Consider the following 24,463-nt stretch of genomic DNA (forward strand, 5'->3'; position numbering starts at 1 on the left):
ACCCCGCGGTGTCAGTTCCCGATGGCGTTGTTGATCGTCTGTTCGGCTCCCTGAATGGCCTCGTCGGGCTCGGAGTTGTGCGCCCAGACGTCGACCAGCCAGCTCCAGTTGGCCTCGTCGTTCGGGTCACCCTGCGGCCACTGCGGGTGGAAGAAGTACTCCTCGGCCTCGGCCATCTCGAGGAACTTGCTGAGCGTCTTGTCGTAGATCGCCGCCTCTTCGAGCGCGCCGGATTCGCTTATCTCCCGACTGGCGGGCAGGTGGCCCGCCTCGGTCCCCCACTCGGGGTTCTGGGTGGTGATCCAGCTGGCCGCCTCGGCGGCCAGTCGAGTCTTCCGCTCGTTTCGGTCGGCGCTCTGGGGCAGGATAACGGTGTGTCCGTCCGCCCAGGCGGCGTTCTGCTCGTGCCCGGGAGCGACGTAGGGCTTGAAAAAGCCCCAGTCGAAGTCCTCGAGTTCGCGCATGACGTTGACGTACCAGGTCCCGTTCGTGACCATCCCGAGGTTCCCGTTCTGGAAGACGCGGTTACCCCAGTTCTCCTCGGACGTCTGCTCGGCCCAGCCCCAGTCGCCGGTCATGTCGTAGAACGTCTGGGTCATCTCCTGGCCGACTTCGTTGTTGAACAGGGGCTCGCTGGCGTCCTCGTTGAACAGTTCGCCGCCGGCCTGTTTGACCCAGCCACTCCAGGCGCGGTAGGATCCGACCCCGTCCTGGTAGGGCGTCGGACACCACGCGTGGTTGTCGGTCTCCGAGACGATCGTATCGCCCGCGGCCTTGAATTCCTCCCAGTTGCTCGGCGGGCTCTCCGGGTCGAGGCCCGCCTCCTCGAAGATGGTCTTGTTGTAGTAGATGCCGGCCGGGTGGAAGTCCATCGGCAGGGCCTGGGCCTCGCCGTTGATCGTGACCAGGTCGCTGTGTGAGGCGAGGTAGTCGTCCTCCAGACTGGCGTCGAGGTGCTGCGTCGGGTCCACGAGGACGTCGCTGAACCGCCGCAGCAGCGACCCGTGCATGATCGCCATGTCGGGGGCCGCGTCGCCGGTCAGGGCCGTGAACAACCTGTCGTAGTACTGGTCCCACGGGACGCGCTGGCGCCGGATGCCGACGCCGTCCCCGAGCGGCCGTTCCTGGTTGAACTTGTCGATGATGCTCGCCATCACGACGCCGTCGCCGCCGCCGAACAGCGTCCAGTACGTGAGCACCGTATCCGCGTCCGGCGGCGTCGCGCTCGGGGTTCCGGTCGCGGTGCCGCCGCCACCGCCACCACCGCCGCCACCGCCGTCACTGCCGTCACTGCCGTCACCGCCTCCATCGCCGCCATCGCCGCCACCACTACAACCGGCTAATCCCACGGCACCTGTGATACCGACCGCCTTGATAAATTTACGGCGACGCCTGTTCACGCCGTTGTCATCGAGTGACATAGAGAACGATATAGAACGGACATATATAACAATTATGTATGGTTATATACATTTGTGGGGGCTGTGGAACTGGAACACGTGAGAGGGATCGAGAGCGATCGGACTGGGGGCGCGCCGACCGTGACGCACGGCAATCGGTCGGCGGAGTTCAGGTCCTATCGCGGTCAGTCTTCGGCGGTCGCGACAGAACTCTCACCGGATGCCTGTGCCTGCGCCGCCGGTTCGACGTCCGCGAGGACGTTCCGGCCGGTCTTCTCGCGGAAGAGGTGGAGGTTCGACTCGTCGAACCGGACCGTGAGGTCGGTCCCCTCCTCGGGTTTGACGTCCCCGGGGACGCGGACCCGACACTCCTCGCCGCCCATCGTGAGATAGAGGTAGTTGTCGCTGCCTATCGGCTCCCGGACGTCGAGGTGAGCCCGGATGGCGTTCTCCTCGGTGCTCTCGGCCAGGTGGATGTTCTCCGGGCGGATGCCCAGGATGAGCTGTTCCCCGTCGCTGGCGTCCTCTCTGACTCGTTCGAGGTGCTGGTCCGAGAGGTGGTAGTCGAAGGCCTCGCCCACGAGCGTGTTGCCGTTCAGCTCAACGTCGAAGGTGTTCATCGACGGGCTGCCGACGAAGTCGGCGACGAACAGGTTCGCGGGTTCGTTGTAGATCTCCTCTGGCGTCCCGACCTGCTGGATCTGCCCCGCGTCCAGGACGACGATCCGGTCGGACATCGTCATGGCCTCCTCCTGGTCGTGGGTCACGTAGATAGAGGTCGTCCCGAGCTCCTCCTGGATGCGCTGGAGCTCCGTGCGCATGTGGACGCGCAGCTTCGCGTCGAGGTTCGAGAGGGGTTCGTCGAACAGGAACACCTCGGGGTCGCGCACGATCGCCCGCCCGGTGGCGACGCGCTGTTGCTGGCCGCCCGAGAGGCTCCCCGGCTTCTTGTCCAGCTGGTCTTCGATCCCCATCATCTCGGCGGCCTCCTCGACGCGTTCCGCGACCTTCTCGTCCGAGAGGTCCGAGGTCAGTTTCAGTCCGTAGGACATGTTCTTCCGCGCGGTCATGTGAGGGTACAGCGCGTAGTTCTGGAACACCATCGCCACCCCTCTGTCCTGGGGCTGGACGTCGTTGATGACCCGATCCCCGATCTTCATCGTTCCCTCGGTGATGTCCTCGAGGCCTGCGACCATCCGCAGCAACGTCGACTTCCCCGACCCCGACGGACCGACGATGGTTACGAACTCGCCGTCCTCGACCTCCAGACTGACGCCGTCGACGGCCAGTATCCGCCCCTCGTCACTGTCCTCGTAGATCTTCGTCACGTCGTCGATGCTAACACTAGCCATATCGCCTCATATGCCGGGACCTGTTAAAATAGCTTTGGCCATCTGGTCGCTATCGACGAAACAGTTAAGCGTCCCATCCCGATACCGGGGAGTATGCGCTCCGAGCGAGCGACTGGTCCCGGGATCGCGGCCCCCGTGCGTCGAGGTGGACAGTGAACGGACCGCGGACACCGTCCGACCGCGTCGACGTCTGTATCGTCGGGTCCGGTCCCGCTGGCGCCGTCACCGCCGCCGCGCTCGCCGTCCGCGGCCACGAAGTGGTCGTCCTCGAAGCGGGCCCGCGGTTCGATGTCGCCGACCGACAGCGCCGGATGGAGCGGCACCTGCGTCCCGCGCACGGCTGGACGGACGTCTGGGACATGGGCGGACCGCGGGACGCCTACACCTCCAGCGGGGAGATCCACTACCCCCTGAACACGACCCGCGTGAAAGGCGTCGGCGGCACGACGTTGCATTGGCTCGGACTCACGCCCCGCTTTCACGAGAAGGACTTCGAGATGGAGAGCCGCTACGGCCTCGCTACCGACTGGCCCATCTCCTACGGCGACCTCCGGCCCTACTACGCCGAGGCCGAGTCGGAGCTGGGCGTCGCCGGAAGCGAGGACAACCCCTTCGCCCCGCCCCGCGAGGAGCCGTTCCCCATGGATCGGTTCCCGCCGAGTTACTCGGACTCGCTGTTCGCCGCGGCCTGCGAGGAACTCGACGTCGCGGCCCACTCGGTCCCGCAGGCGCGCAACAGCGAACCGTACGACGGCCGGTCGGCGTGCCAGGGCTGGGGCACCTGTGCGCCGGTCTGTCCCTCGGGCGCGAAGTACGACGCGACCGTTCACGTCCGGAACGCCGAGCAAGCGGGCGCACGCGTCGTCGACCGGGCGCCGGTCCAGCGGCTCGAACACGACACCGACGGCGAGCGCGTGGAGGCCGCCGTCTACGCCACACCCGACGGGACCGAACACCGCCAGGAAGCCCGTCAGTTCGTGATCGCCTGCGGCGGCATCGAGACGCCGCGCCTATTGCTGCTGTCGAAGTCCGAACGGTACCCCGACGGACTGGCCAACTCCTCCGGTGCGGTGGGGCGCTACCTAATGGAACACGCTTTCGCGGGCACGAACGCGGTCCTGATGGAGCGAACCGAACAGCACGAGATCGGGTTCATCACCAGCGAGTCCCACCAGTTCTACGACCACGAGGACCCGACCCCGGGGAGCATCAAACTCGAGTTCTTCAACTACGCTGGTCCGTCGCCGTTGGACGTCACGCTCGGGGACGGGCGGTGGGGCACGGACCTGCAGGAGGCCGTCGACTTCGAGTTCGGCAACCGCCTGCAGATAGGTGCCCTCGTCGAACAGTTGCCCGACCCGACGAACCGCGTCACGCTCGACACCGACGAGACCGACGACCACGGCAACCCCGTCCCGGACGTCTCCTGGGACGTCGGCGACCACGCCGTCGCGGCGATGGAGCGCGCCCACGAGATCCAGCGACGAATCCTCATCAGGATGGGGGCGCGTGTCACCGGACAGACGGACGTCCACCACCCCGGCCCGGCGCGCCACCCGATGGGAACGACCCGGATGGGGACGGATCCGGCCGAGAGCGTCGTCGACTCGCGGCTTCGGACGCACGACCTCGACAATCTCTCGATCGCCTCCAGCAGCGTCTTCCCGACCGGCGGCGCGATGAATCCCACGCTCACCATCGTCGCGCTCGCGCTCAAAATGGTCGAGCACGTCGACGAGGATCTGTAGGGGCGACGAGCCGCGGCGTCGCCCGGGGCCATCGGACTCCCGACGCGGTCCGGAAGTCCAGTACTACCGGGAGGGAGGGGTTCTCACTGGATGGAGATGCCCGCGACCGTCGCGGGGCCGAGGTCGGCGGTCAGCGTCCCGTCACTGACGGACACGTCGAGGTCGTCGGGCTCGAACTCGCCGGCGTTGTCGGCGTCGACCTCCGCGTCGGGTTCCTGCCCGTCGAACAGCGTCTGCGCGTCGACCGTCTCGGCCGCGACGCTTCCGAGGTCTATCTCCACGGTGTGGCGCTCCCGGCAGTCGAGGTTCGTCGCGGTGACGTACACCCCGCCGTCCTCGTCGACCGAGGCCGAGGCGCCCACGAGCGGCAACTCGCCGTCGTCCAGCGCGCGCGTCGGCGCGTCGATCGAGGTCCTGACGGCCTCGTTGCCCTTGTGCGGGGCGTACAGATCGAACACGTGGTAGGTCGGGCGGGCGAAGGCGTCGTCGCCGTCGGTCTCGACGAGGCACTGCAGGACGTTGACGGTCTGGGCGATGTTGGCCATCGTCATCACGTCGGCGTGGTCGTTGAAGATGTCGAGGACGGCGGCCGCCGAGAGCGCGTCGAGGACGGTTCCTGGCTGTTCGAGGCCGGAATCGGCCGTCGCCTCGACGTGCCAGCCGCCCCATTCGTCGATGATGACGCCGATATCGCGAGTGGTCGCGACGGCGTCGATGGCGCCGGCGATCCGTTCGATGTGTCGCTCCATTTCGAGCGCCTCGGCGAGGAACTTGTCGTACTTGTCTTCGTCGGCCTCGGCGACGGACATGTCGCGACCGTAGTAGTGGTGGAGCGTCAGGTGGTCGAGCGGGAACTCGACGCCCCAGGCCGACTCGCCGACTTCCTCCAGGTACCTGCGGTTCCACTCGTGGCGTTCGTACCCGACGGCGATGAGCTCGTGGTCCTCCTCTACCATGAGGTTGTCCATGGTCCCGACGTAGGTAGCGAAGCGGCGGTACTCGCGGGCGTACTGCTCGGGCGACATCTGGCCGCCACAGCCCCAGTTCTCGTTGCCGATGCCCCAGTATTTGACGCCGTAGGGATCCTCGTGGCCGTTCTCGCGTCGACGGTTCGCCAGTTCCGTGTCGCCGTCGTAGTTGCAGTACTCGACCCAGTCGGTGGCCTCCTGGGGGTCGCCCGACCCGACGTTGAGCGCGAGGTACGGCTCGGTGTCGATCCGCTCGCAGAGTTCGAGGAACTCGTCGGTGCCGAAGGTGTTGGGTTCCTCGGGTATCTCCTCGCGGCCCTGCGCCCAAAAGAGGTTCCGTCGGCGGGGGCGGTCCTCGCCGACGCCGTCCTCCCAGTGGTAGTCGTCGGCGAAACAGCCGCCCGGCCAGCGGAGCACGGGCAGGTCGAGGTCGTCGAGGAGGTCGACGACGTCTTCGCGGAACCCCTCGCTGTCGACGGTCTCGTCGTGCCAGATGCCGTCGTAGATACAGCGCCCGAGGTGCTCCGAGAAGTGCCCGTGGACTTCGGGTTCGATACGGTCGATACGCGCTTCCGGATGGACAGCTATGCGAGCGTCTGGCATACGACTGTACCCTCCAGTGACGACCCAATAAAACAATCGGTGGGAGCGGATCTGATCCACCCGTCTCGTTCGCCCTGCCGGAGTACCCCGATGGCCTGCTATCGCGGTCTGGAGTGACTTCACTGCCCGTCGCGATGGTCCACGAAGTATCCGTCCACAGCGTGGCGCTCCAGCGTAGTTCCGAGATGGCCGGAACGCTGCTCGACTCGCTCAGGCGGCCATCTGCGTCTCTGCGAACAGAAATTACCAATCGAGTGCCTGGTCACACGTCTCTCCACCACCACTGTGGTACATCATGAACGAGCATTATAGACAACCTCGACTCGGTTCTCTGGAGTTGTGTTTCCCTTTGTCAATCACAAAAGATAGTGTTAGTTTTGGAGAATTACAATTATAATACTGTAATTGACGAGGCTGACAGCGAGTGGTCGATCCCGAATCGACGTTCCGACTATCTCGAAACGTCGTCGTCACACCGGGAACGGTGTCGACGCCACCGAGACGAAGTCACCGCACCAGGGGGTCGCGGATCCCGTCGATAGCCGGAAACCAGCGATACCGGTACGTACGGGTCGCCGCGCCGGTCATCCGCGATCTGGCGGGGTCGGGGCAATCTATTTATCTCGGACAGCGAATATCGGAACTGGACGAATGAGATACTTCCAGACTATCGACGGAGCGGACACGGCCGTTGTCGTCGAGCGCGGCGACGAGCTGTACGACCTGAGCGAGACCGACGCTCGGGTCGACTCGTTCAGAGAACTCGCGCGGTCGGCGGTCATCGCGGACCGACCGCTCGCGGACTTGACGGCCGCACTGTGCGACGATGCACCGACGATCGAGCGGTCCGAACTGCGAAGCGATCTGGGGATGCCGGTCCGGGCCGACGAGATATGGGGGGCGGGCGTGACCTACGCCATCAGCCAGGAGGACCGCCAGGAAGAGGGGGGACTCGGGGAGACGTACCTCGACGCCTACGAGGCCGAGCGCCCCGAAGTGTACTTCAAGGCCACCCCAACCCGAACGGTCGGGCCGGGGGAGGCGGTCGGTATCAGGGGCGACTCGGAGTGGAACGCGCCCGAGCCCGAGCTCTCGCTGGTGCTCCTGGACGGCGAAATCGTCGGATACACGGTCGGCAACGACATGTGCAGTCGGTCGATCGAGCGCGATAACCTGCTGTATCTCCCGCAGAGCAAGATCTACGACCGGAGCTGCGCTGTCGGACCGGCCGTCGCGCTGGTCGACGACCCGCACGACCTCGAGATGACGATGAGCATCGAGCGCGACGGCGAGTCGGTGTTCGAGGAGTCGACCTCGACGTCGGAGATGGTCCGCACCTGCGAGGAACTGGCCTCGTACTTCAGACGCCACAACTACGTCCCGGAACTGACCGTCCTGCTAACCGGCACCTCCATCATCCCACCGGCCGACGTGACCCTCCACGAGGGGGACACGGTGAAGATCACCATCGAGGACATCGGGACGCTCGAAAACGACGTCGTCGAGGTCTGACTCTCGGTCGAGACGAACAAATCTCGTTTTCACGGGATCGGCCTGTTCGGTCGCACCCGATTCCGAAATGGCCGGAACTATTAAACGTTGTCAATTCGACTGATCAGGTATGGATGTCCGCCGCGAACCCAAGATACGCGCCACCGCGGTGAGCTTCCGCATCTTCGATAGCATCAAAGATAACGACGGGCTGACGCTGACCGAACTCGTCGAGGAACTCGACAAACCGACCAGCACCGTCCACGACCACCTGCAGACGCTGACGAACCTGGGGTATCTGATTCGCGAGGGCGACGAGTACGTGCTCAGTATGAAGTTCCTCGAACTGGGCGGACACGCTCGCACGCGGTCGCAGCTCTGCCGGATCGCCGAGTCGGAGATTCAGGACCTCGCGCTCGACGTCGGCGACCACGCGAACCTCATGGTCGAGGAGAACGGGCTCGGGGTCTTCCTCCTCAAGCGCAAGGGCGACCAGGCGCTCTCGCTCGACACCTTCGAGGGCAAGCGCGTCCACCTCCACACCACCGCGCTGGGGAAGTCGATGCTGGCCTACATGGACGAGGACCGACTCGACGGCATCATCGAGGAACACGGGCTTCCCGGGGTGACGGAGAACACGATCACGGACGAAGCCGAACTGCGCGCGGAGCTCGAAGCGATCCGCGAGCGCGGGTACGCGACCGACGACGAGGAACGCCTGGCGGGGATCCGCTGTATCGCCGCCCCCATTCGGACGTCCGGGGACGAGGTCGTCGGCGCCGTCAGCGTCTCCGGTATCAAGAGCCGGATGCGAGGCGACCACTTCCACGAGCGGATTCCGCAGAAAGTTGAGAGCACCGTCAACGTCATCGAAGTCAACATGCGCCACCAGTGACACGGCGACAGCTCGCTGTGAGTCCCGGGGACCGAGAGGAACTCGCCGTCAGCGATTCCCGGTGCGGACGAAGGTGACGGGACAGGGCGCGTCGAGCATGACCGACTGGGCGGTCGATCCGAAGACGGCCTTCCCCGTCGGCGACCGCTTGCGCCCGCCGATAAGTATCCGGTCGGCGTCGATCTCCTCGGCGGTCGCGACGATGCGCTCGGCTGCGTCGCCGACCTCGCCCAGAACGTCGTACCGGACGTCGGCGTCCGCGAGTTGCGACGTCACTTCCCGGAGGGGAGCGAAGCGGTCGGCGACCACGTCCGGGGTAGCGGCCTCGCTGCCGCGTTCGATATCCAGTCTGTCGATGGCGTTTTCCAGTTCGGACTCGCTGAACACGTGCAGGACCGAGACGGTCGCGCCTGCCGGTTTCGCGACGGCGATCGCCTCCGCGACGAGTCGGTCGACGCGCTCGCTGTCGTCCAGTCCCACGGGTAACAGTACTGATTCGATCGGCATTCTGCCTCTATCGTTTCACCCGATCCATCATAAAATGAGGGTGTGATCGGGGACGTTAGGTGGATCCGGTCCCACTGGCCCGTATGTCCGAGACAGTGGCAGTCACGGGCGCCCTGGGTGGCGCCGGCAGCTGGATCGTCGACGAACTCCGCCACGAGTACGAGGTGGTCGCGATCGACCTGTCGCTCCCGGAGACGAGCGACATCGACGGCGTCGACTTCAGAGCCGTCGATCTGACCGACCAGGGGCCGACGTGGGAGACCATCGTCGACGCCGACCCCACGGCCGTCGTCCACTTCGGCAACATCCCGCACGAGGAGGACAACGCGGGCGGCGACGTGTACGAGAACAACGTCCTGAGCACCTACCACACGCTGGAGGCGGCCGGCCGCGCGGGCGCCGACGTCGTCTGGGCCTCCAGCGAGACGGTGTACGGGACCCACTGGGACGAGCCGGAACTCCCCGAATACCTCCCCGTCGACGTGGATCACCCGGTCAGACCCTGGAACGGCTACGAGACGTCGAAACTCGCGGGCGAGGCGGCGGCCGAGCGCGTCGTCAACCGGTTCGGCGTCTCGGTCGCCTCGATCCGCCCCTCGTGGATCCAGTACCCCGGGCGCTACCAGATCACGGCCATCCGCGAGGCGTTCGACTTCGACAGCGCGGGCCGGTTCGGCAACTACTGGTCGTACATCGACATCCGCGACGTGGTCTCGCTCGTCACGGCCGCGCTCGACGCCGACTTCGAGGGTCACGAGGTGTTCAACGCCTTCGCCGCGGACAACTTCCTCGGCGTCGACACCACCGACGCGATCGAGGCCGGCTTCGGCGACCTGCCGACCGACTGCGACCTCGACGGCGACGAGTCGGCGTTCTCGACCGAGAACGCGCGCGACCTGCTCGGGTGGGAGCCGAAACACTCCTGGAAGACCGCCGAGGACGAGTCCGTCGAGGGCCCGTCGTTCGTCTGACCGAGCGCGGACACTGACGACCGCGTCCCCGTCACACCGCCGAGCGGGACCGCTACTGCAACCCGCCGAGCGGGACCGCTACTGCAACCCGCCGAGCGGGACCGCTACTGCAACCCGCCGAGCGTTTCGATACCGTTCAGCCGTTCCATCTCGGCGTCGGTCAACGCCAGGTCCAGCGCCGCGAGGTTCTCGTCGAGCTGTTCGACCGAGCTACAGCCGATGACCGGGATCGTCGGCGGGTCCCGTTGGGTCAGCCACGCGAGGACGACCTGGTTGCCCGAGGCGTCCTTCCGCTCGGCAACGTCCTGCACCGCCTCCATCTTCAGGCGGTTCTCCGTCGTGACGTACCCCTCGGGGATCCGGCGGTCGTCGCGGCCGTAACAGCCCTGCAACAGCGGCGAGTACGGCAGCATCGTCAGGTCGTGGTCGTCGCAGTACGTGACGAGTTCGTCGGTGGCCGGCCGCTGCGGGGCGAAGTCCGCGTCGCGATGGGGTACGAGATACGAGAACCGCGGCTGGACGCAGCTGAACTGCGTCAGCCCGCGCTCCTCGGCGAGCGTGTTCGCACGGGCGAGCCGCCAGCCGTGATAGTTACTGGCGCCGATGTGGTCGACTTTTCCCGACTCGACCAGGCGATCGAAGGCCTCCATCGTCTCAGCGAGGGGCCTCTCCCTGTCGTCGACGTGGGCGTACAGCAGGTCGACGTAGTCGGTGCCGAGCCGGTCGAGGCTCTTCTCGACCTCTCGCTCTACCAGGTCGGGGTCCAGCGACTGGGGAACGTCGCCGTAGTCGAACCCGACCTTGGTCGCGACGAACATCTCGTCGCGGTTGCCCCGGTCGGCGAGCCACTCGCCGAGGAACGGTTCGCTCGCGGGCTCGTCGTGGCCGTCGACCCACGTCGCGTAGATGTTGGCCGTGTCGAGGAAGCGGCCGCCCGCCTCGTAGTAGCGGTCGAGGATCGCTCGCGAGGTCTCCGGGTCCGTCCGACTGCCGAAGTACATCGCGCCGAGACAGAGCGGGCTGACCGTCTCTCCGGTCGTTCCGAGTGGGAGTTCGTCCATACCCCATCTGTCGGCGCTGGGGGCAAAAGCACCCGTGGTCCGTCGGGAAGGAGTGGGGGTGCAGCGCAGTGTAGCGCAGAACAGGGCCGGGTCGCGGTGAAACAGTCGGCCCCGCCGACTCAGGGCAGGTCCGAGCGGTGCCAGACCTGCATGTCGCCGGCCTCGCGGTTGTCCCAGGCGTAGTACGGGACGAGCGTGAGGTCGGCGTCCTCGGATTCGACCTCGCTCGCCGATCGGTACAGCGACCCGTCCCAGCCGTCGAGGTCGGGCACCGTCGCGCCGATTTCGAGCGTCGTCACGCCCTCTAGCAACGAGGACTGGTGGGTCGCCTCGGCTTCGGCCTCGGTCGGCACGGCGTACTGGTGGAGCGGGCGGTCGTTGTCGACCGCCTCGGCGGCGTAGACGAGCGGCGCGCGCTCGACCGCGACGCGGCCGGCGTCGGCCTCGACGGCCGGGTGGGCGGCGACCAGTTCGGTCTCCCGGTCGAACGCGAGTTCGACCGTCTCGCCGTCCCACTCGCGGTCGAGGCGGACGAATCCCGCGCCGTCGTGGGTGACTTCCTCACCGTCGACGGCGACCGTCGCGCCGGTTGCCCACTCGGGGATCCGGACGTTGACCGGGACCTGTCCGTCCGAGTCGATTTCGAGCGTCGCCGCTGGCTCCCAGGGGAGCGAACTCGACTGCTCGACGGTCACGTTGACGCCGTCGACCGTCGTGTCGAGCCGACTGCCGACGAACTGGTCGACGTAGAGTTCGCCGTCGCGTTTCGAGTAGAGGTACTGCCCGAGCGAGGCGAACAGCCGCGCAGCGTTGGGCGGGCAGCAGGCGCAGGTGAACCAGCCTTTCCGGTGGTGGTCGCCCGAACTCGCCAGCGGGTTCACGTAGAAGAAGCGCTTGCCGTCGAGGCCGACGCCCGCGAGGAAGCCGTTGTACAGCGTTCGCTCGATGAGGTCGGCGTACTTCGCCTCGCCCGTTCGGTCGAGCAGCCGCTGGTTCCAGAAGATGCTCCCGATGGCCGCGCACGTCTCCGCGTAGGCCGTCTCGTTCGGCAGGTCGTAGTCTTCGGTGAACCCCTCGTGTTCGTGGGCCGGGCCGATGCCGCCGGTGACGTACATCCGCTTCGTGGTCATGTTCTCCCAGAGGCGCTCCATCGCGGCCCACAGCTCCTCGTCGCCGGTCTCCTCGACGAGGTCGGTGACCGCCGCGAAGAGGTACATCGCGCGGACCGAGTGGCCCTCGACGGTGTCCTGCTCGCGAACGGGCGCGTGGTCCTGGGCGTAGCTCCCGTCGTACTCGCCGTCGTCGTCGAGGAAGACCGCCCTCGCGCCCTCGGCGGCCCCGTCGCCGTCGTTGTACTCGTGGCCGGCGACCTCGTCGAGGTGCTCGAACTCCCAGGCGAGGCGGTCGTCGTGGCCGCGACGGTCGACGAAGTACTTCGCGCGGTCGAGGTAGCGCTCCTCGCCCGTCACCCGGTAGAGCTTGACGAGTGCGAGTTCGATCTCCTCGTGACCGGGGACGCCGTCGATCTCGTCGCCGAAGACGTCGTCGACGTGGTCGGCGAAGCCGATTCCCACGTCGAGCAGCGTCCGGTCGCCGGTGGCCCGATAGTGGGCGACCGCCGCCTCGATGAGGTGGCCGCCGCAGTAGAGTTCGTGCAGCATGTTGAGGTTCGTCCACTGCGTGTCGGGCTCGACGAGCTGGAAGTAGGTGTTGACGTAGCCGTCCTCGCGCTGGGCGCCGGCGACCAGGTCGATCACCTCGTCGACGCGCTCGCGTAAGTCGGAGTCGTCGGCCTTGGCGAGTTCGTAGCTCGCCGCCTCGATCCACTTGTACGCGTCGCTGTCCTGGAACCACATCCCGCTGAAGCCCCCCTCTTTCCCGTCGATGACCCGCCGGAAGTTCTCCAGCGACCCCGACTCCTCCAACTGCTCGTACTGGTACTCGATGGTCTCGGTCCGGTTGCGCCGGATCCACGGCGACCAGAACGCGTCGTCGATTTCGACCTCGTCGACGTCGACCGAATACTGCGGGACTGTCATGTATCGACTCCCACATCGCCCGACGGGGGAATAACGATACTGGTCGACGCCCGCGGAGACTCCGGAATCACCGGAGGCGTCGGCGTTTCCCTCGGCTCAGAGGGATCGGAGGAGTCGGTCGACCAGCGCCGTCGCGGTCGGATGCTCGCCGTAGCGGTCGGTGACGCGGAACGTGCAGCTACAGAGCCGGCCGTCGCCGCGGTCGCGGACCACGAGCGGGCTGCCCCAGTTGGCGATCCAGCCCTCGACGGACCCGACGTGGATCTCGTCGGCCGACGCGTCCAGGTCTTCGACCAGGTCGTGCGGGAAGAGATCCTCGAACGCCCAGCCGACGCGGGCGTCGGAACACAGGTCCCCGAGGAGGTCGCTGTCCTGATAGAGGAGCGACGAGACGAGGTTCCAGCTCTCGCCCGCGGGGAGGTTCCGGTAGTCGAAGGCGTCGGACTCGGCCATCCGCCCATCGACTTCGGGGACGACCAGCGCCGCGCCGCCCGCCTCGACGAACTCGGAGACGTCCGCGTCGACAGCGGTGACCGCCGCCACGTCCGCCTCGTCGAGGTCGTCGGTGACGGCGACGCCTTCGGTTTCCAGTGCAGCGGCCAGCGGCTCGTCGGCGTAGACCGTTCGATCGGGCGTCTCTCCGGCGACCACAAATACCGGTTCCTCGTTCGAGATCTCCCGGTCGCCGGCGTCGAGCGTCACGTCGAGCGTGTGGGCACCGGTCGCAGCGTCGGCCGACGGAGCGAGCGTGATAGCGTCCTCGATGGTCGTCGTCCCGAAGCCGTCGACGGACACCGACTGCTCGCCCTCGGCACCCGGGCCGCTCCACCGGAGCTCGCCGTCCAGCGACTCGGTCGTGTCGTTGACGACGTGGACGTCCGCGGTGACTTCGTCGCCGGGCGCGAGAGCGTGCCTCTCGGGGTCGATCGCGACCAGCACCTCGCTGTTGACGGTGGCGAACTCGTCGGCGAGGTGCTCTTTCGGATCGCGGAGGTAGTCGAGGATCCCGTTGAACTCCCACTCGATGTCGGAGAACTCCGTGACGACGTAGCCGGCGACGGCCTCGTGGGTCCGCATCTCCTCGACGACGCCGTGGAGCGAGACGGCCTCCCGGCGCTGCCACGCCTCCGCGAGGTCGTCGTAGTCGTCGAAGACCTCCGGGAGGTCGGTCGCCTCGTAGCGCTCGTCGACGCCCTCGGGTCGTTTGAGCGGGCTGTCGAGGAAGTCGTGGGAGAACCACGACGGGTCGCCGTCGTAGTGCTCGCGGAGCTTCGGCAAGTCGGGAAAACCCCACGTCCCGAACTCGGAGATCAGGATGGGCGCGTCTTCGGCCGGCGTGTTCTCCGTCGCGTAGTTGTCTCCGGGATTCGCCGCGATATCGTCGAGGGCGTCGGCCCACGGCTCCGCGCGGTCGGGGCTGACGTAGTATTCGTGATAGTCGTTGATCTCCGTGGCGACGTGGGCCCACCCGGAGTTGTCGCAGACGAGTCGCGTCGGGTCCCACTCCTTGGTCTCGTGGAAGAGTTCGGTCAGGTACTCCTGTTTCTCCTCGTCGTTCCAGAGGCGCCCGTCGTGCATGGAGTAGTCCTCCTGGTCGAGACCGATGCCCCACTCCTCGTTGTAGAGACTCCAGGCGACGACGCTCGGGCTGTTGTAGTCGCGGTCGATCATCCCCCGCAACTGCTCGCGGACCTCCCGCTTCGAGCGCTCGGTGTAGATGGTCGGGTTCGCCGGCTCCTCCCAGACGAGGATCCCGAGGCGGTCGGCGGCCTCGACGAAGTCGGGGTGGGCCGGCTTGATGTGCTTGCGGAGCATGTTGAACCCGAGTTCCTTCGCGGTCCGGACCTCGTACTCGAACAGGTCGTCGTCGAAGGGCCGATAGAGCGTGTCCGGGTAGTACGCCTGGTCGAGCGCGCCGCGGACGTAGAACGGCTCGCCGTTGAGATAGATGCGGTCGCCGTCTGTGCTGACGCTGCGCATCCCGAAGTACGTCTCCGTGGCGTCGATCGCGTCGTCGCCGTCCCGGAGTTCGACGGTCACGTCGTACAGCGCCGGATCGTCGGGCGTCCAGTAGTCGGCGTCGGGGATCGAGACCGTGCACGTCCCCTCGCCGTCTCCGATCTCGCAGGTCGCTGCGGCGACCTCGCCGCCGTCTCGGGAGACGGTGATTGCGGCGTCGAGGCCGCGTCCGTCCTCCCCTTGATCGCTGGCATCGTCGTCCACGGTCACCTCGACGGTCGCAGTGTCGTCGTCCAGATCCGGCGTGACCTTCACGTCCTCGACGAACCGCTCGGGTCGGGCTTCGAGCGTGACGGACTGCCAGATACCGCTGACCCGCGTGTACCACGGGGCGCCCTGCTTGCCGTGGGGGATCTCCGAGAGGTCCTCGGGGTCGGTCACTTCGACGACTACCACTGTCTCGCCCGGCGAGACGGCGTCGGTCACTTCCACCTCGAAGGGGAGATACCCCTCGCGGTTGGTCCCGACCTCCCGGCCGTCGACGTAGACCGTCGCCTCGTAGTCGACGGCCCCGAATCGCAGGAACACGCGGTCGCCGGCCCCGTCGTACTCGACCGTCGTCCGGTACCACGCCGTCCCGGTGTACTCCCGATAGGTCTCGTCTTCCTGCCAGGCGTGCGGGACGGTCACCCGCTCGGCGTCGACGTCCGACCAGTCCGTCTCTGGGTCGGCGAGCGCCCGTTGCTCCTCGTCTGGGTCCGTCACGAACAGCCACTCGCCGTCGAGCGATTCCGTTACGCGACCCTCGTCACTCGGTGACTCCATAGCGACCTGATTCCGGCCGACGGGTCAAAATACTACCGTCGACATCGGGGATGGTGGTCGATTTCGCGTGCGAATCGACAACCGAATATCCCGCAGATACCGACGAATCCATCTCGGATAGTCAGGGCAGCCGTCCGACTTCGGCAGAATCTCCCTACGCACTCGCCAGCGTCCAGCAGGTCTTCGAGAGGAGACTGTCGTCGATGTGGCTGCGTAACTCTCGGAGCATCCGTTCTTCGGTGAGTCGATACACCGCGTGGTGAGAATACGCATCGACCGGAAGCGGCGTCGGCGTTGCCCCGTCCGAGTCGGGCGTCGGCGTCGCCGGCACCGCGTCGAAGGAGAGACTGACAACGTATCGCTGGCCGACGTGCTCGACGGAGCGGATCTGGAGCGACTCGACGCCCCCGTACTCGTCGGTGGTCGCGACGGCGTACACGCGTTCGAAGTCCCCGACGAACGTCTCGACCGACGCTTCGGTCAGTTCCGACGGCGGTGTCGGCAGTCCGTCGATATCCGGCAGTTCCGCACACGTGTCGGGGAATGGTACCGGCGTCTCGACTGGTGTCTGCGGTGACGAGGTCGTCCCCGCCTCCGAAGGTGGGTCGTGCGTCGGCGTCGATCGAGGGTCGGTTTCGCCGTTTGCGCCCGATGGCTGGTCGCCCGTACACCCGCTCAGGCCGGTGACGCCGACCAGGCCAATTGCGGCTGTGAGGACATCTCGGCGATGCATACCGGGGGAGTAGCGCAGTGCGACAAAAATAGCCGACGGTCCCGAGGGACCGTTTCCATCGTCGGTGTCGACGGCCGCTCCGAGGTAGGGCGACGGCCAGAACACCCTTACCAGAGACTGCCGTAGACAGCCGCGTGGACGGCGATACCGCACAGCGGATCGTAGTCGCTGTCACCGGCACGCTTGCCGTGGCGCTCTCGGCGGCGACGCTCTCGTCGACAGTGTCGTCCAGCGGAAGCGACGGCCCGGGCGTCGCCGGGAGCGGTAGCGGGAGCGGCACGGGCGGGCCCGGCGTTGGCCTCGTCGGGGAGCTGGGTTCGGGCGGCGGCGTGTTCCCCGTGATACCGTATTTCCGAGAGGTCGTGCTCGCGTTGCTGTTCGTCACGCTCGTCGCCGTCCTCTGGTACGCGATCCGGAACTGGCGTGACACACTCCGATTCGTCGCGGCGGTCGCGGTCCTCGTGGTCGCGTCGATCGCGTTCCTGACGCTGCTCCCGCCGTGGCTGCTCGGCGGCTCCCAGCCCGTCGTCGAGGTCGTGATCCCCCCCGCTTCCGGTGGAGGCGGTGGCGACGCCGGCGCGACGACGCCCGTCCCACCCCTGCTCGTCGTCCTCGTGCTCGCCGGGGTCGGGCTGTTCGCCGGGGCGGTCGTGGCAACGCGACGCCGCTCGGAGTCGACCACGGCGGAGCCCGAGCCGGACGAACCGGCAGACGACTCGACCGACGCCGAGGTCATCGCGCAGGCGGCGGGTCGGGCGGCCGACCGCATCGAGTCCGCCGACTCGGCAGCGGCCGTCGACAACGAGATCTATCGGGCCTGGCGGGAGATGACGACCCGGGTCGACGTAACCGACCCCGAGACGACGACGCCCGGCGAGTTCGCCGACGTCGCGGTCGGCGCCGGACTGGCCCGCGAGGACGTTCGAGAGCTGACGACGCTGTTCGAGGAGGTCCGGTACGGCAGCCACGAGCCGACCGACGAAGACGAGCGCCGAAGCGCGGCGCTCCTCCGACGGATCGAGGGCGAACGAACGGCTGACTCCGGGGGTGACGAGTGAGATGGCCGACGTGAAACGGAGAGCGCTCCTCGTCGCGGGCGAGGGAGTGCTCGCGGTCGGACTCGCCCTTTCGGTCGCACCCGGCCTCGCCGGGTTCGGCGCGGGGGACGCCATCGTCACGGCGTTCGGTGTGGTCGCGCTCGTCCAGGCCGTCCGGATCGGCCGCGCCCGCAAGCGCGGGGAACTCACCTGGGCCGAGACGCCGGATCCGGAACTGGCCGGTGGCTCGCCACCGCCCGGCGAAGACGTCGACGACGTGCTCGAATCGGTCGCCGGCGACGCGGCCCACGGCCTCCGGATGCGGACGCGGCACGCGCTCGGAGCCGTCGCTGTGGCTGCACTGTCGGCCTACGGCGGCTGGGACCGCGAGGAAGCCCGCGACCGAGTCGAACGGGGGACGTGGACCGACGACCCCTACGCGGCCGCGTATCTCGCTGATGGGAGAGCGCCCGCGGCCTCGCTCCGCGAGCGACTCCGACGGCGCCTGGGCGGTCCTTCGGTGTTCGACCGCAACCTCGCCCACACGGTCGACGCTATCGCCGAGGTCGCACGGCGTTCGTCACCGTCTGCGGTCGTCGCCGGGGACATTTCGGACAGCGACCGACCGAGGACGGTCACGGACGTGAACCGGAGCGCCCGGGCCGGTGCGGGGAGCCGAGCCGATGGAGGAAGCAGGGTCGACAGAGAGAACCGGGACGAACACGAGACGGGTCACTGGCTCGGCGTCAGCGCGATCGCGCTCGTCTGTCTCGGGGCCGGCGCGCTCACCGGGACGCCCGCGGTGTTGCTGTGCGGCGTCGTCGGCCTGGGCTACGGCGCCTTCGCGCGCTCGGGACCTGGGCCGGAGCCGTCGCTGTCGGTCGAGCGCGAGGTGTCCGACGCGCGGCCGGACCCCGGCGACGAGGTCCGCGTGACGGTCACGGTCAGAAACGACGGCGCAGAGACGCTGCCCGACGTTCGACTGGTCGACGGCGTCCCGGAATCGCTGGCCGTGAGAGACGGCTCGCCGCGGTCGGGAACGTCGCTCCGGTCCGGGGAGGAAGCGACGTTCTCGTACGCGGTGGCCGCACGTCGCGGTGTGCACGAGTTCAGTCCATTGCTGGCGCTCACGCGGGACCTCGCCGGGACGGTCGAGCGGGAGACGCGGGTCGGCGACGAGACGACGATCACGTGCGTCCCTCGCCTCCGCCCGACGGAGACGGCGGTCCCGCTTCGCCGGCAGGTCACGGGGTACACCGGGCGGGTCGCGGCCCCGACGGGCGGCGACGGGGTGACGTTCCACGCCACCCGCGAGTACCGCACCGGCGACCCGCTGAGCCGGGTCGACTGGAACCGTCGAGCGCGGACGGGTGAGTTCGCGACGCTAGAGTTCCGCGAGGAGCGGTCGGCGACGGTCGCGCTCGTCGTCGACGCCACTGCGACGGCCGACGTCGCCCCGACTCCGGACGGACCCAACGCGATCGACCGGGGCGTCGAGGCCGCCGGCCGACTCTACGCCGGCCTGTCCGACGCCGGCAACCGCGTCGGCGTGGCCGCACTGGGCGACCGCGACTGCTGGCTCGCGCCCGGGTCCGGCGCCGACCACCGCGCTCGCGCCCGCGAACTGCTCGCCTGCCACCCAGCGCTGCAGTCGCGGCCTCGCGACGAGCGGGCGCAACTGGCGGGCTGGAAGCGTCAGTTCCGCCGCCGGCTGACGGGCGACGCGCAACTGATCGTCCTGTCGCCGCTCGTCGACGACGCCGTCGCGCGCGTCGCCCGGCACCTCCACGCCGACGGCTACCCGGTCACCGTCGTGAGCCCGGACCCGACGACTGACCGACGCCCGGGACATCGGCTGGCCGGCGTCGTCAGGAAACTCCGCATCACGGACCTGCGGCGGGCGGGCGTCCGCGTCGTCGACTGGGCCTGGGACGAACCGCTCGGCGTCGCGCTCTCGCGGTACGAGGGCGGGAGGGCGCCGTGACACGGATCGACCGCTCGCCCACGGCCGTCTCCGGGAGCGCCGCGGTCGCCATCGGCCTGCTCGCCCTCGCGCCCGGCGTCTACGATCTGACGGCGCTGCTGGCTGGCGTCGTCGGATTCGTCGCGCTCGCGGTCGGGGTGACCCGCGGCGTCACCGGCGCGGTGACGATCGGCGCGACGGCGCTGCTCCTCGCATCGGTCCTCGCGGGCATCGACGGCGCGCCGGTCGAAGCGCTCCTGGTCGGCGTCACCGCGACCGTGATCGCGTGGGACGCCGGCGGTACGGCGATCACCCTCGGCGACCAGCTCGGGAGCGACGCCGACACCGTCCGTCTCGAAGCCGTGCGGTTGGGTGCGAGCGCGCTCGTCGGGACGGTCACCGCTGTCGGTGGGTACGCCGTCTACCGGACGGCGGGCGGCGGTGTCCCGTCTCTCGCGCTCCTCTGTCTGCTGGTGGCGGCCGCGCTGCTGGCGTCGGCCCTCCGCTGAGCGCACCGGGCGAGGGATTGACGCGCTGTGCCTCCTCAGTCCGATATCGTTCCAATCCCAGCGCTGAACTCCCCGCTACCCGCTCGGGTCGCTGGACGGTGATCGGGATCGGACTTTCATCATACTAACTACATTCATGCGCTGCTGACTATACTGGCCAGGTATCGCAGCGTAGTCGCATGGCGCGCGGCGCCGTGAAAGAGCGACCGAACCGTACACGACGAGCCGAATTCGGGATACATCGCCACTCTATCGGCGATCGTTCCCCTGTTGACCGGTATTGTCTCCCCATTGACCGCTTTTCGAGTCGAGGGACGATCGTGGAGCCGTCATGGATCGAAAACTGGAGATAGATGCCGCATGGTTTCCGCTGATATCGCTCTGAGAATCGCACCCGCGTCTGATGGGACGGACTTCGATCGACTGTGAAACTTCCGTATCCGTGCCCCTCCAAAATATATCTCTAATCTGTGGGGACGTGTGAAATACGGAATATAGAACATACGTTCGTCGAGACAGCAACCGGGCAGTTAGGTGCTCACCAGCGAAGGGTGGAGACGGTCTACTCGCACTCGAGACTCGTTGCGCTACAACCAGTCACGAACGACCCGATCGACCGGGAGACCGATGACGGAGCGGAGCGAGCGGCGTCAGAAACCTCTTTGGGGGCGCTCGGAGACTACTGACCCGTGACAGAGATCGCGTTCATCGGCGCGGGAAGCATCGTCTTCGCGAAGAACCTGATGACGGACATTCTCTCGTTCGAGGAGCTACAGGACGCCACGATAACGCTGATGGACATCGACGAGCGACGGCTCGACCGGACGGCAGCGGTCGGCGAGGCGCTCGTCCGCGAACACGACCTCTCGGCCGAGATACGCGCGACGACCGACCGCCGGGAAGCCCTGGACGGTGCCGACTACGTGCTGAACATGGTCAATGTCGGCGGCGAGGAACCCTTCGAGAACGAGGTCCGCATCCCGCAGGAACACGGCGTCGAGCAGGCCGTCGGCGACACGCTCGGCCCGGGCGGCGTCTTCCGGGCGCTCCGGACGATGCCGATGCTGCTGGAGATGGCCCGCGAGATGGAGGAGCTCTGTCCCGACGCCGTCCTGCTGAACTACACGAACCCGATGGCGATCCTGTGCTGGGCCGTCGACGAGGCGACCGATATCGAGGTGGTCGGCCTCTGCCACAGCGTCCAGCACACGACCGCCGCTATCGGCCGCTATCTGGACGTCCCAGCGGACGAAATCGAACACCAGGTCGCCGGGATCAACCACATGGCGTGGTATCTCGACCTCACGCACGACGGCGAGGACCTCTACCCCGCGCTCCGCGATGCGGCCGATGACCCCGAGATCCGCGAGCAGGACCCCGTGCGCTTCGACGTCATGGAGCACTTCGGCGCGTTCATCACCGAGTCGAGTCACCACCTCAGCGAGTACCTCCCCTATTTCCGGACCGACCAGGGGATCATCGACGACTACACGCCCGACGAGGAGTTCGGCCACTACACGATCGAGTGGATGCCGACCGGTCGGTACTTCGAGCACTGGCAGTCCTACCAGCCCGACCTGGACGCTGAGTTCGACCCCACCGAGGAGGACCTCTCGCTGGAGCGCTCCTCCGAGTACGGGTCGCACATCATCCACTCGCGGGAGACGGACACGGTCCGGCGGATGAATCTCAACGTCCGCAACGACACCGGCGCGATCGCCAACCTCCCGGACGACGCCTGCGTCGAAGTCCCCTGTCTCGTCGACGGCACCGGCATCCATCCGACGACGGTCGGCGACCTCCCCGGCCAGCTAGCGTCGCTCAATCGGACGAACATCAACGTCCAGGAGCAGGCGGTCCGCGCCGGTCTCGACGACGACGAGGACGCGCTCCGGCGGGCTATCAAACTCGATCCCCTGACCGCCGCGGCGCTGGACCTGGACGCGATCGACGAGATGATCGACGACCTGCTGGACGCGAACGCTGACTACCTTCCCGACCTGCACTGATCGGCCCGGTGATCGGTGATTTCTAGTTGATGCCGAAACCGGGACACAGCTATCCGATACCGATAGTCGTGGAACTCCCGTCCTCGAACGTCAGCGTGACGACGAGGTCCGCGTCCGGACCGGACGGATCGACGAACTCGCTCACGCCGAGGTTGCCGCTCCCGCTGATGTCACGGAGGGCGACCGAGAACTCCCCGGAGACCGGGGATGGGGGCGCCGAACCGCCGACGGTGGTGTCCCTGTCCGTGTACTGCCGGTCGACGAGGTCGTTCCGCGTCGCGACCGATATCCCGGTGACCGTGACCGAGCGGTCGGCCCGGAGCGCGAACGTCACCTCGCGGCCGCGGCCCTGGCCGCCGACGTTGCTGCTCCCGACGGTCCCGTCGACCGTGCTGACCGCCGCGGCGCTCGTCGACTCGTCACCTCCGTCTCCGCCGGCGCCGGGGTCCGCCTCGCCTCCTCCCGGTTCGGCCGTCCCCCCGCCTCTGTCGACGAGTCGCAGGTCGAACGGCACGGTGCGCCGGGCGTCGCCGGCGCCGAACTGCGCGGTGACGGTGACCGGCTGCGTCTCCTCGACGTCGTCCATGCCCTCCGCCTCGACCGCCTCGCGGGACGCCGTCGCCCCGCCCGCGCCGCCGTCGAGCGTGTGGTCGATCGCTTCTTCGGTGACCGCCTCGTCGATGTCGTCGAGGACGAACGACTCCCTCGTGTCCGGGGAGTCCGTCGGCGCGGGTTCGTCGCTCATTCGATCGGCCCCACCTTTCTGACCGAGCGTGAAAAAGACAGTGCAGTTTCCGGTGACAGTTCCGCACGATTCCGGTACGTAGCTGGCAACGATATGTCGGACACGGAGACACTGCCGGCGGGGCCCTCTGTGTCACCGACGAAGCCTCGCTACGACGCCGACAGACCCTCGCTGCGACGCCGGCGAAGTCACGCTCCGGGCCCGACCGGCCGCCCGACTCCGTGCTCCAGCAGAGTCTCGTGGCCAACCGTTAACACCGTCGGACGCACTCGTCCAGACATGCCACAGATCGTCGACTACGAACTGTTCAAGGTTCCCCCGCGGTGGTTGTTCCTGAAGATCGAGACCGCCGACGGGACGGCCGGCTGGGGGGAGCCGATCCTCGAAGGCCGCGCCGACACGGTCAGGACGGCGGTCGAGGAACTGATGGACGGCTACCTGCTGGGCGAGGAGTCGAGCCGGATCGAGGACCACTGGCAGCGGATGTATCGCGGCGGCTTCTACCGCGGCGGCCCCGTGTTGATGAGCGCTATCGCCGGTATCGACCAGGCGCTGTGGGACATCAAGGGGAAGTACTCCGGGGAGCCGGTCTACGACCTCCTCGGCGGGCAGACTCGCGATCACGTCCCGGTGTACAAGAAGCTGGTTCCCGATGACGCCGAGAAGATCCCGGAACTGGCGACCGAGGCGGTCGACGACGGGTACACCACGCTGAAGCTGCTGACGACCTATCAGACGTCACCGCTGGAGTCGACGGCCGACATCGACGCGATCTGCGAGTCCCTCGACATCGCCAGAGCGGCGGTCGGCCGCGAGATCGACATCGGGATCGACCTCCACGGACACATCTCCGCGAGCATGGCGCCGCGCGTCCTCTCGCGGCTCAGGGAGTTCGACCCGATGTTCGTCGAGGAGCCGGTTCGACCGGAGCACCTCCGGATGCTGGAGCGCTCGTCGTACCACGACATCCCGATCGCGTTCGGCGAACGGCTGTATTCGCGGTGGGAGTTCCGGCCGCACCTCGAACAGCGATGCCTCGACATCGTCCAGCCCGATATCTCTCACGCCGGCGGCATCACGGAGATCACGAACATCGCCTCGATGGCCGAGACCTACGGCGCCAAGCTGATGATGAGCTGTTCGGTCGGCCCGATCGCCTACGCCGCCAGCACCCAGCTCAGCCACCACGTCACCAACGCCGTCCACCAGCCCGCCGTCGCGGAGCGGTACATCGACGCCTACGTCGACAACGTCGACGACCTCCGGAGCGAGAACGGCCGCGTCTCCCTCTCCGAGAAGCCGGGGCTGGGTATCGAGGTGAACGAGCAGGGGATCCGGGAACACGCCGGGCAGGGCAGCGACTGGCGAACGCCGATCCGCCGATACAACGACGGGAGCATCGTCGAGTGGTGACGACCCCGACGGACCAGCGGGTCGGCCCCCGTCGCGCTCCTCTCGGTCGTACACTCTGAGTACGGTTACCGGGCTGCTGACCGTGACCGCTAACCGGATCCGCGTCGGGATGCGCTGACCCGTCGACCCACCGATCCGCGATGGAAGTATCCGAATTCTGGTTGGTACAGAATAGTATAGAATTATGGTAAAATATCGCGCCGTCTCCAACAACCGTCTTCCTCGAAAGCGAACG

The 24,463-nt window shown here is 67.4% G+C and carries 18 protein-coding genes; 9 read left to right on the forward strand and 9 right to left on the reverse strand.

Annotated features, from left to right (window positions below; genetic code table 11):
* Window positions 1–11 precede the first annotated feature (11 nt).
* A complete protein-coding gene (locus ACMGFH_RS18990) occupies window positions 12–1,421 on the reverse strand; it encodes an extracellular solute-binding protein (protein ID WP_415380117.1) in 1,410 nt (469 codons plus the stop codon).
* Between the two features lie 164 nt (window positions 1,422–1,585).
* Entirely contained in the window at window positions 1,586–2,752 is a 1,167-nt protein-coding gene (locus tag ACMGFH_RS18995; RefSeq protein ID WP_415380118.1) for an ABC transporter ATP-binding protein, read from the reverse strand.
* A gap of 152 nt (window positions 2,753–2,904) precedes the next feature.
* On the opposite strand from ACMGFH_RS18995, the gene ACMGFH_RS19000 reads away from it, so the two are divergent.
* The gene (locus tag ACMGFH_RS19000; RefSeq protein WP_415380119.1) at window positions 2,905–4,500 is read left to right on the forward strand and encodes a GMC family oxidoreductase; all 1,596 of its coding nucleotides are present in this window, start codon (window positions 2,905–2,907) and stop codon (window positions 4,498–4,500) included.
* Window positions 4,501–4,583: 83 nt separating this feature from the next.
* On the opposite strand, the gene ACMGFH_RS19005 is transcribed toward ACMGFH_RS19000, so the two are convergent.
* A complete protein-coding gene (locus ACMGFH_RS19005) occupies window positions 4,584–6,071 on the reverse strand; it encodes an alpha-N-arabinofuranosidase (RefSeq protein ID WP_415380121.1) in 1,488 nt (495 codons plus the stop codon).
* 651 nt (window positions 6,072–6,722) lie between these two features.
* Here ACMGFH_RS19005 and ACMGFH_RS19010 point away from each other — a divergent pair.
* A complete protein-coding gene (locus tag ACMGFH_RS19010; RefSeq protein WP_415380122.1) occupies window positions 6,723–7,583 on the forward strand; it encodes a fumarylacetoacetate hydrolase family protein in 861 nt (286 codons plus the stop codon).
* A 109-nt stretch (window positions 7,584–7,692) separates the two neighbouring features.
* Window positions 7,693–8,457: an IclR family transcriptional regulator gene (locus tag ACMGFH_RS19015; protein ID WP_415380124.1), complete on the forward strand. Its 765-nt coding sequence runs from the start codon at window positions 7,693–7,695 to the stop codon at window positions 8,455–8,457.
* 48 nt (window positions 8,458–8,505) lie between these two features.
* On the opposite strand, the gene ACMGFH_RS19020 is transcribed toward ACMGFH_RS19015, so the two are convergent.
* Window positions 8,506–8,964 carry a universal stress protein gene (locus ACMGFH_RS19020; RefSeq protein WP_415380125.1) on the reverse strand — a complete coding sequence of 153 codons (459 nt, stop codon included), beginning with the start codon at window positions 8,962–8,964 and terminating at the stop codon, window positions 8,506–8,508.
* 83 nt (window positions 8,965–9,047) lie between these two features.
* On the opposite strand from ACMGFH_RS19020, the gene ACMGFH_RS19025 reads away from it, so the two are divergent.
* Window positions 9,048–9,935: an NAD-dependent epimerase/dehydratase family protein gene (locus ACMGFH_RS19025; RefSeq protein ID WP_415380127.1), complete on the forward strand. Its 888-nt coding sequence runs from the start codon at window positions 9,048–9,050 to the stop codon at window positions 9,933–9,935.
* A 104-nt stretch (window positions 9,936–10,039) separates the two neighbouring features.
* Here ACMGFH_RS19025 and ACMGFH_RS19030 read toward each other — a convergent pair whose 3' ends face one another.
* The 4 genes from ACMGFH_RS19030 to ACMGFH_RS19045 all read right to left on the reverse strand — a co-directional run bounded on the left by ACMGFH_RS19030 (window position 10,040) and on the right by ACMGFH_RS19045 (window position 16,552).
* Window positions 10,040–10,996, reverse strand: a complete 957-nt coding sequence (locus tag ACMGFH_RS19030; protein ID WP_415380128.1) for an aldo/keto reductase — start codon at window positions 10,994–10,996, stop codon at window positions 10,040–10,042.
* 119 nt (window positions 10,997–11,115) lie between these two features.
* A complete protein-coding gene (locus tag ACMGFH_RS19035; RefSeq protein ID WP_415380129.1) occupies window positions 11,116–13,035 on the reverse strand; it encodes a glycoside hydrolase family 127 protein in 1,920 nt (639 codons plus the stop codon).
* A gap of 96 nt (window positions 13,036–13,131) precedes the next feature.
* Window positions 13,132–15,819 (reverse strand): sugar-binding domain-containing protein, encoded by a 2,688-nt coding sequence (locus ACMGFH_RS19040; protein WP_415380130.1) that lies wholly within the window; start codon window positions 15,817–15,819, stop codon window positions 13,132–13,134.
* Window positions 15,820–15,973: 154 nt separating this feature from the next.
* Window positions 15,974–16,552, reverse strand: coding sequence for a hypothetical protein (locus ACMGFH_RS19045; protein ID WP_415380131.1), 579 nt, complete (start codon window positions 16,550–16,552; stop codon window positions 15,974–15,976).
* Between the two features lie 134 nt (window positions 16,553–16,686).
* Between ACMGFH_RS19045 and ACMGFH_RS19050 the strand changes: the two genes are divergently transcribed.
* The 4 genes from ACMGFH_RS19050 (at window position 16,687) to melA (ending at window position 22,070) form a co-directional block, all read left to right on the forward strand.
* Window positions 16,687–17,610, forward strand: coding sequence for a DUF4129 domain-containing protein (locus ACMGFH_RS19050; protein ID WP_415380132.1), 924 nt, complete (start codon window positions 16,687–16,689; stop codon window positions 17,608–17,610).
* Window position 17,611: 1 nt separating this feature from the next.
* Window positions 17,612–19,573, forward strand: coding sequence for a DUF58 domain-containing protein (locus tag ACMGFH_RS19055; RefSeq protein WP_415380133.1), 1,962 nt, complete (start codon window positions 17,612–17,614; stop codon window positions 19,571–19,573).
* Window positions 19,570–20,061, forward strand: a complete 492-nt coding sequence (locus ACMGFH_RS19060) for a hypothetical protein (RefSeq protein WP_415380134.1) — start codon at window positions 19,570–19,572, stop codon at window positions 20,059–20,061. Before ACMGFH_RS19055 ends, ACMGFH_RS19060 begins: the two co-directional genes overlap by 4 nt.
* A 689-nt stretch (window positions 20,062–20,750) precedes the next feature.
* The gene (gene melA, locus ACMGFH_RS19065; protein WP_415380135.1) at window positions 20,751–22,070 is read left to right on the forward strand and encodes an alpha-galactosidase; all 1,320 of its coding nucleotides are present in this window, start codon (window positions 20,751–20,753) and stop codon (window positions 22,068–22,070) included.
* Between the two features lie 49 nt (window positions 22,071–22,119).
* On the opposite strand, the gene ACMGFH_RS19070 is transcribed toward melA, so the two are convergent.
* Window positions 22,120–22,815 carry a hypothetical protein gene (locus ACMGFH_RS19070; RefSeq protein WP_415380136.1) on the reverse strand — a complete coding sequence of 232 codons (696 nt, stop codon included), beginning with the start codon at window positions 22,813–22,815 and terminating at the stop codon, window positions 22,120–22,122.
* A 279-nt stretch (window positions 22,816–23,094) separates the two neighbouring features.
* On the opposite strand from ACMGFH_RS19070, the gene dgoD reads away from it, so the two are divergent.
* On the forward strand, window positions 23,095–24,228 hold the full coding sequence (gene dgoD, locus ACMGFH_RS19075) for a galactonate dehydratase (RefSeq protein WP_415380137.1): 1,134 nt from the start codon (window positions 23,095–23,097) through the stop codon (window positions 24,226–24,228).
* The last annotated feature ends 235 nt before the right edge of the window (window positions 24,229–24,463 follow it).

Origin of the sequence: Halosimplex rarum (genome assembly GCF_047715405.1) — an archaeon.
In the GTDB taxonomy this organism is placed as follows: domain Archaea; phylum Halobacteriota; class Halobacteria; order Halobacteriales; family Haloarculaceae; genus Halosimplex; species Halosimplex rarum.